The sequence below is a fragment of the Zooshikella ganghwensis DSM 15267 genome (assembly GCF_000428585.1).
In the GTDB taxonomy this organism is placed as follows: Bacteria; Pseudomonadota; Gammaproteobacteria; order Pseudomonadales; family Zooshikellaceae; genus Zooshikella; species Zooshikella ganghwensis.
On record NZ_AUAF01000152.1, the window covers coordinates 1 to 10,130 of the forward strand.

General features: G+C 38.7%; 13 protein-coding genes. 11 read left to right on the forward strand and 2 right to left on the reverse strand.

What is annotated here, in order from left to right; translation table 11 throughout:
• On the reverse strand, positions 1-749 hold a 749-nt coding region (locus tag F607_RS0121570; protein WP_027709734.1), incomplete at its 3' end, for a hypothetical protein.
• Between the two features lie 342 nt (positions 750-1,091).
• On the opposite strand from F607_RS0121570, the gene F607_RS0121575 reads away from it, so the two are divergent.
• Positions 1,092-1,757 (forward strand): AAA family ATPase, encoded by a 666-nt coding sequence (locus tag F607_RS0121575; protein ID WP_027709735.1) that lies wholly within the window; start codon positions 1,092-1,094, stop codon positions 1,755-1,757.
• Positions 1,729-2,043, forward strand: coding sequence for a hypothetical protein (locus F607_RS0121580; RefSeq protein WP_027709736.1), 315 nt, complete (start codon positions 1,729-1,731; stop codon positions 2,041-2,043). The genes F607_RS0121575 and F607_RS0121580 overlap by 29 nt, the downstream gene beginning before the upstream one ends.
• Positions 2,044-2,179: 136 nt before the next feature.
• Here the strand turns inward: F607_RS0121580 and F607_RS0121585 are convergent, their stop codons facing one another.
• Positions 2,180-3,199 carry a replication initiation protein gene (locus F607_RS0121585; RefSeq protein WP_027709737.1) on the reverse strand — a complete coding sequence of 340 codons (1,020 nt, stop codon included), beginning with the start codon at positions 3,197-3,199 and terminating at the stop codon, positions 2,180-2,182.
• A 1,223-nt stretch (positions 3,200-4,422) separates the two neighbouring features.
• Between F607_RS0121585 and F607_RS31045 the strand changes: the two genes are divergently transcribed.
• From F607_RS31045 to F607_RS0121645, 9 genes are all read left to right on the forward strand, one after another.
• Complete coding sequence (locus F607_RS31045; RefSeq protein WP_051311726.1) at positions 4,423-4,902, forward strand: hypothetical protein; 480 nt, start codon at positions 4,423-4,425, stop codon at positions 4,900-4,902.
• A 411-nt stretch (positions 4,903-5,313) separates the two neighbouring features.
• A complete protein-coding gene (locus F607_RS31050) occupies positions 5,314-5,532 on the forward strand; it encodes a hypothetical protein (RefSeq protein WP_038292028.1) in 219 nt (72 codons plus the stop codon).
• Between the two features lie 152 nt (positions 5,533-5,684).
• Complete coding sequence (locus tag F607_RS0121610) at positions 5,685-6,305, forward strand: hypothetical protein (RefSeq protein WP_027709740.1); 621 nt, start codon at positions 5,685-5,687, stop codon at positions 6,303-6,305.
• 121 nt (positions 6,306-6,426) lie between these two features.
• Positions 6,427-6,759: an SMI1/KNR4 family protein gene (locus tag F607_RS0121615; protein WP_211233691.1), complete on the forward strand. Its 333-nt coding sequence runs from the start codon at positions 6,427-6,429 to the stop codon at positions 6,757-6,759.
• 104 nt (positions 6,760-6,863) lie between these two features.
• Positions 6,864-7,283: a hypothetical protein gene (locus F607_RS0121625; RefSeq protein ID WP_027709742.1), complete on the forward strand. Its 420-nt coding sequence runs from the start codon at positions 6,864-6,866 to the stop codon at positions 7,281-7,283.
• A 117-nt stretch (positions 7,284-7,400) separates the two neighbouring features.
• Positions 7,401-7,874 (forward strand): protein-tyrosine phosphatase family protein, encoded by a 474-nt coding sequence (locus tag F607_RS0121630; RefSeq protein WP_027709743.1) that lies wholly within the window; start codon positions 7,401-7,403, stop codon positions 7,872-7,874.
• Positions 7,875-7,985: 111 nt separating this feature from the next.
• Entirely contained in the window at positions 7,986-8,360 is a 375-nt protein-coding gene (locus tag F607_RS0121635; protein ID WP_027709744.1) for a DUF7674 family protein, read from the forward strand.
• 135 nt (positions 8,361-8,495) lie between these two features.
• Positions 8,496-8,981, forward strand: a complete 486-nt coding sequence (locus tag F607_RS0121640) for a hypothetical protein (protein ID WP_027709745.1) — start codon at positions 8,496-8,498, stop codon at positions 8,979-8,981.
• Between the two features lie 511 nt (positions 8,982-9,492).
• Positions 9,493-10,130 (forward strand): hypothetical protein (locus F607_RS0121645; RefSeq protein ID WP_038292029.1); only part of this gene is annotated, 638 nt, incomplete at its 3' end.

Sequence of the window (10,130 nt, forward strand, 5' to 3'; positions counted from 1 at the left end):
TCATGATCATTAGTGCCACCCTCCTTAACTTTTAGTTTGCTTTGATAGTCTCGACGGAAGTCGTTTTCTTCACGCAATAAGCAAATGAAAAAGCTTGCAACTAGATCAAGCAGTACTGCTAAAAGTATAAATACATAAACTTGCACCACTGCTTTATCTTCACCTACTGCTGTAGCAATTGCACCAAGTAATGCTGTCATTGGCGTTTCTTGCGCAACATCAAGCGTACTGATTTTGTCTTGTATCGTTGCGGCTTTCGCTCTCAGCGTTTCATTGCGCTGCTGCAAAGGCTGCGCAAAGTTCTTAATTCTGTTAAGTGCGATGTACTTATCTATCGCTTTCTGATTCTCTGCGATCTCATCAAGCAGTAACTGTCTTTGCTCTGTGAGTGCCACTCTTTGTTGCTCTGACTTCTGAATTGCAGCTTGCACACGTTGAGTGTCACTCTGCAACCCACCAATCGAGCCAAGGATGCTTGCAGCTGCGAGAGTCACAAACAAAAGAGTGGCACCCATGACACCCGTCCAGTCTTTGCGCTGTTTTCGTCGTGCAATCTCAGGTAGCGCAACAAACTTTGCTAACTCGAATGCAATCGCAAGCCCAGCGAACATAAGACTGTAGTAGTAATTTTCTGAAATTGATGCAAAGAGCAATACAGATAGTGCCACTGATAAAGTGACACTCAGGGTGGCACCCACATAACTGGGAGCCAGTTGTAGTTCGCTCTTAGGGTGGCGTACTAGTGGCACTAAGCACCTCCAAAAAAGTATGAAGTAATACTTATTAACTCATAAGTATTAAATACTAAATAATATTGGTTAAGTATTATGTCACAGGTATGACATGTTATCTAATAAGTATGATTTCATAGGTATTTCTTAATATTTCATAAGTAATACTTATGAGTTAATATTTAATACCAATGAACTATGGTGATAATAAGTATTACTTCATAAGTATGCTTTAATATTTCATAGGTAATACATAGGAAGTATTTGTTAACACTTAACATGTGATACTTGTTAACTAACAACAAATATTTCATACTTCATAAGTAACACTTCATAAATACATAATGTGTGGGGCTTGTCATGATTACATTAGTTGCTAGCAACAAGGGAGGGTCAGGCAAAACAACTGTTTCTTGCAATCTTGCGGTTGCTTTTGCTCGCCTGGGTTACGAAGTCTGTTTAGTTGATGCTGACAAGCAGGGTAGCGCAGCAAGGTGGTGCACTGAGAGAGAAGAGCAGGGGCATTCGCCCAAAATCATACTAACGCAAAAGTACGACAATTTAGCCCAAACCCTAAATAGTTTGCGAGAGAAGTATGATCGAGTAGTTGTTGATGTTGCAGGTAGAAATAGCCGCGAGATGATTACTGCTGCAACTGTTGCAGACGTAATGATATGCCCTCACCAATGCAGCCAATTAGATTTAGATACTCTTGGAGAACTTCACGACCAAATAGTAAGGGTTCGTGACTTAAATCCTGAGTTAAGTGTTTATGTTTATCAATCCATGGCGTCAACAAATCCAAGCGTAATGGACACTGAGCGCCAAGAGTTCGAAAGCTATGTTTCAGAATTTCCAGAATTTAAAGCTCTTACATCTGTGGGTCGATACCGTAAAGTTTATAGGGATGTGATGAGCGAGGGGTTGAGTGTGCTTGAGTCTAAGAATGAGCAAGCATCTAATGAAGTATTAAAACTATTTGGGGAGATATACTCGCATGCCAATCAAGAAGCCATCACAGCGTAAACTTGTGTCAGCTGTAGAAGCTGAAAGGCTTGCGGATGAGCTTGCTGATCGTCCTTATAGTGCAAATGCTAGTGTAGTGAAACCTGAACCTCAAATAATAGAGGAGCCAGAAATCACTGATCTTGATGATGAACTCACAAGGACAACAATTAGCTTACCGTTAAGTTTACTAAATAAGATTGAAGATTTAGCTAGAGATCGTAAGAGAGCTAAGAGTAAAAAAGGGAAGAATAACAGCGCAATCATAAGAGAGGCAGTTGAACTTTACTTTAAAAAAATAAGCTAAATCAATCAGTTAAAATTAATAAGTATGAAGTATGATATATTACTTCATACTTTGTATGTATTGCTTATCAAAATACAGCCACTGGCAGCAGCGCGAATTAAAAAACCTACAAAGACTTTCATGCTACGACACCACCTCAGAAATTATCTCGCCTATCTACCCAAGAAATATCGTTAATTTCATCCTCAAGTGAAGACGAGCTATCATCTTTAGCATAATCTTCATTGATTGCTGACCATAGGTATTTCCCAGGGTTCTTTACATCGCCAAGCTCAATCTGTACAACGGTATAATCGAAGTTTCTTTCAATCCGATTCCTATCAAATTTGTTGAAAACAGTGACTACCAAGCGGGCTGGGAGATACTCAGCAACTTTATCTTCCAGGGTTTTCTCCAATTCAAGCGCTTGCTCGTATTCATCAAACTCATCAACTGGCTCAGACACATTATTCTTGAAGATGCTGAACGCAATGGCAATAACTTTACGTCCATGAGTTTTTGTTTTGTAGTTAAAGGTCAGATCAGTTTTATCTGTTAGTTCTTCGCGGACATGATCCAGTACACGCTTTTTAAAATCATTAAATCGCTTATACTTTGAATCTTCTATTCCTAGATAGGCTCTCAAGTTGGCTACCTTAATTTCACTGTATACAACAGGTTCTTCTGATTTTTCGGGATAAAACTGTCGTAAAAGCTCATACATTCGAATAGCGTTAGTTGATCGTAACGAGGTGATTTGCTTTAACTGGTAGGTAGTGAAATGAGACTTTAGTTGCAACAAGTATGGGCGTAGTTTTTTTGATATAGAAAAGCGTACAACACCCTCACGAGGCCTGTAATCAACGTCAGAGAACCACGTAGTATATAGAGCTCCATCTGGTTCTTCTGGTCTTATGATTCGAATAGAACTCGTTGTGAGGTTAGTTGCAATATCTCTCATTCGGTTACGGTAGAGGTTAGATTCATCTATACCTGTGAGCTCACAAAGTTTTTTAATACTAAGTTCGTAGTCTTTTAAGTTGTCATCTTCTGGAGAAATTAAGCTTATGATCGCTAATACAATTTTCTGCTCTCGTACAGACAAACTAACCTTTGACTCAACAAGCTGTGCTTGAATTAGCTGATTAGCTTTAGTTACTCGATTTTGTCTCTTCATAGCCCCTCACACTAAGCTTACGAAACAACAACATAATAACAGACCATTAACGCATCAACAACTTTTCATGCGTCATTGCGTCAATATAAAATACTCCATTTAAACACCAAATAAACATAAGTAATTGTTTTTATTCGATAAAATTTAGCTATTGATTTTCAGTGTAAAAAATAATTTTTTTAAAAACTGTCAAAGAGTCTGCTTTTTACTGTTAAGTTGTTGGTGTTATTTTTTTGTAAAAAACATTCACAATGTATATTTTTTAACCAGAGAAGATTTTAACCAAGACTCATACTGTTAAAATGTCCGCTATTACTGTTAAAGTGTCGCTATAAAACCAGCAACATAGCCTTAATATTTATCGTTCAAAATTTGAACAAACCCTTTCCTACAACATCTCCCTCTCTCTGTTAAAGTGTCGCCATTAGACTGTCAATTTGACTGTTTTAAACTGTCAAAATGTCGACATTAGCACTGTTATAATGTCGTCAATTAACTGTTAAGTTGTCGTCGATTATTCTCTGTAAGCCTTTATTTTCAATGCTTATAGGGGAGGGTAAAACAAGAATTAAAAACAAGTTATAAAAAACAAGATAAAACATGACTTACAAACATAAATCGTAAGCTGTATAGATTGTATATTTTTTACTCTACAGTTAGAGCGATTAGGAAGCCTCTACAAGGGTAAATGGTTCATAGTAACCATAACCTATACATACAACAGTAGACGTCCTCAAACGAAGCTGTAAGCGCTTGTAAAGACAAGTTTTGTATGACCCTTTGCTATATACTTCAAATATCTTATAACCTGTTCACCTGAACGACAGTTTTAGCGCTTTCGATGATCCGGTATATGCGACAAATCAATTATGTCGCTCTCAAGCACGGCGTCCTTTGGCTTCACTAGCCGCCTGACCTCTCTAAAGCCTGCCGCTTTCTGCCTCGCTCTCCGTTCCCGTGCAGCTCTTGCGCGCGCTGCTTTGCGCTCTTTGTCGCTTGCATACTTTTCTGGCCGCCCTCTAGGTCTTGTCGGGGTCGTATTGCTGTCGCTCTTGTCTGCCATCGTTGCTACTCCTCACTTAGTTTTATTTTAGGTTACGGATCAAGTAAAATAAAGTTTAAAAAACTATGCGTAACCAAAAATATAAATGGCTCAAACGCAAGGCTGACGGGGCTTCCGTCATGCTCTGGCTAGAGCCATTTGAAAAAGAGGAGTATCAAAAATGAAGGGTTACGGCCTTACCTCACCGAATCAAGCGCTAGAGATCGCAACGAAAGTATGCGACGTATTAGGAAATGGCAGCGGTTACGCCGTTGACTTGCTGCTAGAAACTGCAGCGCAGGAAACTAAACTTGGCAACTACCCAGATAGGACACCTACAGGCGCGGGTGTAGGCTTGTGTCAGATCGACCCAATATCATTCAAGGACATTCAAAACCGGGCGAGATCCGCAGACAGAGACAGGCTCAAAGAGTCGTTTAATGTCGATCTCAACAAGCTACAGCACAGGGATTTAGCATACTCCCCGCTATTGTCGTTTATCTTCTGTCGCCTGCATTACAAGCTGAGACCTGGAGCCATCCCCTCAAGCCTTGAGGATAGGGCCAACTACTGGAAAAAGCACTACAACACAGTCGCGGGTAAGGGTAGGCTAGAGGAATATGTTAAGAGCGCGGAGTTAGTGCGGGGGTTGATTGGTTAATTATATTTTTGGTTAATGATAGGGTTGAATCAAAATCACACTCATAAATAAATAGCGACGCTAAAGTGACGTAATATATTACGTCACTCTGTGCCGGTGAAGATGCCTGAAAGCAAATTTTTCAACTTGCACGCTTGCCGAGGGGACACCCTTTTATAGTCAATTTATATTCGCTCTGTGGATGTCTTATTAGTCGGGCATGTGTTAGATTTAAACACACTCTGAACAAGAAAATTATACTCCTTAAATATAATGAAAATACTATTTAATATTTATTGCTTTATTTTTATGATAACTATGACATGGCATTTTTTTCTAACTCCTATTTTAATATCTTTGTTTTTAAGGAAAGTAAAAAAATACTCTCCTGAAGAATGGAAGAAGATGACTTTTTTTTCAAGGAACCCTTATATGATTGGAGGCAAAGAAAATCATTACTTACATAAATATTTAAGAGAGCAGCTATTTTTAAAGGAGAATATTAATGAAATGAATAAACTTGGCAAAAGAGCGCGTTTATCATTCTTTATATCAAATCGTTTATTCTTAGGGTGTTGTCTGATTTTTTTAATTACTATACTTATTATTCAGGGTATTCGCACCTTCTTTAATGATCAATTTCTTATGTAATAAGCAGTATCAAAGTATGCACCAAAGCAACTACGGAATTGACCTATAACCAAGCCTTCCTCACTGGATACCCCTAGCCACAAAGCCTACAATGAAGTTAGGGTTGCGTCAGGGTGGCGTTCATTAATAGTTACCTGTCTTGAGAAAGTGCATTGAATAAGTTCGAGTTAATCATTTATAAGCTTATTGCTAGAGAGATCGAAATAAATGAATTCGAGCAGTGGGTATACTCAGAGAAAGACCTAGAAAGTTTTCTCAGCTACGACGAGTATCTAAATTTGATTTCTCTAACCTACAAGCAGCCATCGTCTCTATACGAAGCCGAGAAGATTCTCAAACCACACATCGATATAGGAAAGTATTATGAGTGGTATTTGCGTAGGGTTCTACAAAATGTAATTGAGCATCCGATTGATGCTCATAAATATATTGAGCAATGCTATGACATGTACTGTGATGGTTATGGATTCTTAGACAATCTTGGATTGGGCTATGGTTTGACTGTCACCGTCCCTCCATCTGAATACAACGCAGATAGCTGGGATAAATTGAAATCTCCAGAACAGAAGAGGCTTATTGAGAGCTTTTATCCAAGTGTTTGTGAAGAAGCTGAAAAGGTTATTGGCTGGCTTGATACTGGAAAAATAGTTCTTACTGGCCACAACGGTGATTTTCAAGGTATTCAGTATACAGATTCAAGAACACCCGAAGAAAAAGAGCCTACGGGTTATAAAGTAGCTACCCCCCAAAAAAAATGGTGGAAATTGTGGTAGCGTCACAGGTAATCGGGTAAGAGCTAATATCTACCCACCTTCCTGGATGCCAGTAACCATAAGGCCTATAATGAGGGTATGTTTTGCGTCAGAGTGACGTTAAATAGTAGTTAAGGCTCAAATGATGAAACGAGCATTCGGGAAAATCTTTACTAGCAATCATGGTACAGAGTACGGAGTTATTCGTAAGAGTCAGGAACCTTTTCCGGTTGAGCTGGCTAAGTCAAATATTTTGGCAGAAGATGATTGCGGAAACTATTTTATCGAAGTGAACGGTGGAATTCATTTCTGGGATCATGAAATAGGTGATAATGAGTTTCTAGCTAAATCAATGGAGGAGTTTATTTCTAACTGCTCTGCTCCCGAAGATGTTGAGTTAGAATCAGATCAAGTGGAGTCGGTTTGGGTAGATCCAGAATTTGCAAAGCAATTCGACATTAAACCCAAGCCCTAATCAGGTAAGAGCTGCTATCTACCCGCTGAATACCACTAACCATAGAGCCTACAATGAGATTAGGTTTTGCGTCAGAGTGATGTTCATTAATAGTTAAGTTTTCTATGAGCTGCATACTACGAATATCAGGTAAAGATTTCGATGTTGACCTTTGTGTAGAGGGCAAAGACATAGCACTTTCAAATATCTACAGAAAGGGAGATCCAAGATATCCCGCATCGAAACCAAATGGGCCTAAACTAGAACATTCTGGCTTAAGCGTTGAGGTTAGTTCTGCAGACTTCAGTGACATGAATCAGCAGTTAGAAGATGCTATTGATTTTCTTAATAAATCTTCGGGTTTAATTCGAGAATTAGTTGAGTTTAACGGTGTTGAATACGCATTGCTTGATTTTGGCGTAGAAACTAAGCCTCCATTTTGGGGTTCATATACATTTCCGCCGGAGTTGGCTTACTTGGCCGGCCAATTAGGTTTGGGACTTTGTGTATCTACCTATCCAGTGGATGAAGATGAAGAAACTTAATCAGCTAAGACCTGCCCCCTAACCACCGCCCTAGATACCACTAACCATAAGGCCTACAATAAGGTTAGGGCTGCGTCAAAGTGACGTTTATTAATAGTTATGTTTTTTCGATGAATTATGGCGTTAAACTATAAATTTATAAAAATCGAGGATTACGGCTCTCTTGCATTGTCAGAGAGGCCGAAACTAAAGGAAATACCTAGTCTAGTAAAAGATAATTGTACGGCAGTGTTTACTATATTAGCTGAGAGGGGTGAGCAAGCGCTTAGAATAGGCAATGAAGTCCGTGAAAAAGGTATGGCTTGGGAGTGGGTAAAAGTCAAAAATGCGGTTAAAATGAACGCTTCTGAAAAGCTCATATTTAGGCGTGCTGTTAAAAATGCTGTGGAGCGCATCAAAGAGCAGGAAAATATCATCATACATTGCTCAGCCGGCTTACACAGAACTGGTATTTTTGCGCATTGCTTGTTAAACGGGCTTGGTTTAAATGAAGAGCAATCGCTAAATTATATACAAAATATTCGCAGCGAAACGTACAATGCGTTTGAACCAAAATATAAGGCTATAGCAGTCGAGCTATCAAAAACATAATTAGCTAAGATCTGCTCCCTACCCACCTTCCTGGATACCACTAACCATAGTGGCCTACAATGGGGTTAGGTTTACGTCAGAGTGATGCTTATTAATAGTTAGGCTTTTAGTATGCCCATTTTAGATATGTACAATCAATTCAGAGAAACGTTTCCTGATCTCACTGAGAAAACTGATAAGGAGCATATCAGGCGGTGGTCAGAGGTTGATCCTGATTTTGCTTATTCATGGTTTGAAAGTTTAGCGAATGCCTTGAATAACGAAATGAATAAGAAGATATCAGTTAGTAAATATAGTGAAGTGTTTGAGTTTATTAGAAGTCATTTCATGAATGGTAACAAGGAAGTCTGTAACTGTATCGATGTGGCATTTACAGAGAACCTATTCTGGCAAGTGAAGCCTGAGAATGCTAAGCCGTACTGGGATGCATTACCTAATGTGCTAAAAGAATTATATGTTGATTTCCATAACAGAAAACCAGTCTAGCTGGGTAAAAACTGGTATCTACCCACCTCCCTGGATACCACTAACCATAAGGCCTACAATCGAGTTTGGCTTGTGTAAGGGTGACGTTTATTAATAATTAGGCAAGAAGAAACTGAATAAAAAGGAATTCATTTCGTGTTAATTGATGAAAAATCAGCAAACGAGTTTTTAGATAAATATAAAGCAGTAATTGCATTTATCAATAATGGAGAATACCCTGAATGCGTTGAAGACTACGCATATATACGTTCGTCAATATATGAAAATATCGATAATATTGAAGAATATATATTACATAATATTGGAGAAAGTTTTTTACAGACGATAAAAGCTGGTAATTTCGGAGATTTTGTTTATTTAAAAAGGTATAAGCAAGGACACATTCTGAAGCATGTTGAAAGTGGTATTTTTTATCAGGCGTTTTGTCTTACAACACCATTAGATGAAATAATACCCGAATATACTTATATTAAGACAGCTTTGTTACCATATAAGAGCAAGATTGTTTGTGACGGTTTAGTGATAGGTTCTGGATTATTAATCGGTAAGAATATGGCTAAAGAATTGAGAGATGAGTATTGGGAAGCCAAAAGGTCAGGAGCCTTAGTAACATGTGCCTAATCGGGTAAGAGCTGGTATATCCCCAGCTCTCCCCACACCACCCTGCATGCGGGACCGCACAGGGCGGTTCATTTAATTAATCCGTTGGGATAATGAATTTTGATCCATCCGTCCTTGAGTGAAAATAGTCCAGCCTTTTTCAGATAGTCATTATTTAATGAATCCCTGGCGTTTTTGAACTGCGCTAAGGGTTTTTACTGGTAAGACCACAGGCCTGCCTGAAAATAGCCGATACGCAGGGTTATCGGCTATTTTTTTGATTACCGTAGGCTCAATCAATAAGTCATATCTACACTTTCGTACCAATCATTTCTCTTATCCTGCTCAAATTGTAAGCACTATAGACCAATATTGTCGTCTATTTGCACAACAAACTACATCAAATCAATAAAATGAAGTATTTCACCTGTTGTGCAAGTTGTAGATCACATTATAATCAGTAGATCTAATACATATGCAGTTAAAGGCCATTACAGTTGCTCATCTGCATGCTGTAGTAATAGGAGTATCTATGCGGCACTTATCGTGTACGTGTTTTTTCGTGTGTCTGCTTTGTTCATTATCTGCAAGTGGAGAGTACATTTATCACGCAAGTCAAGGTGTACCAGGACCGCGTTTTAACTCAGTTGATGAAGCATGTCGTTATTATGAAGGTAATAAATATCGCCCTAAGTATAATAAAGTGTATCTACTTAATCGTAGTTTTACTACGTATCCTTATGGTACTTCATTTTTAATGACTCAGTGTGCTTATGAGCATTTGGGGCAGATCGAGCGCTTTCATACGATATATTCTGTTCGCTTAGAGTCTTGTTATGATTATGCACCTTATTGGAATCCCAAGGATTTGATCTGTAGTAGCAAGAATTACTGTGATGATCTTGAAGGAGAAACCACAGAACTCACTATTTCCAAAAAACGTCTTAAAGAAGGTGATATTAGTAAGTTAATGGTGAATACCTGCATAGCACATATTTCATCCTTAAACTGCAGTATCAATGAGTCTGGCGAAGAAATTTGCCAAGTGGAAGCGGTTTATACGGGTGATCCTGGCGACAATACCTTAGAGCGCAGTATTGATATCACAGGCAATAACACCAATCTTAATGAAAATGGCACAGGTGATTGCAGTTCTCCAGATACCACCCC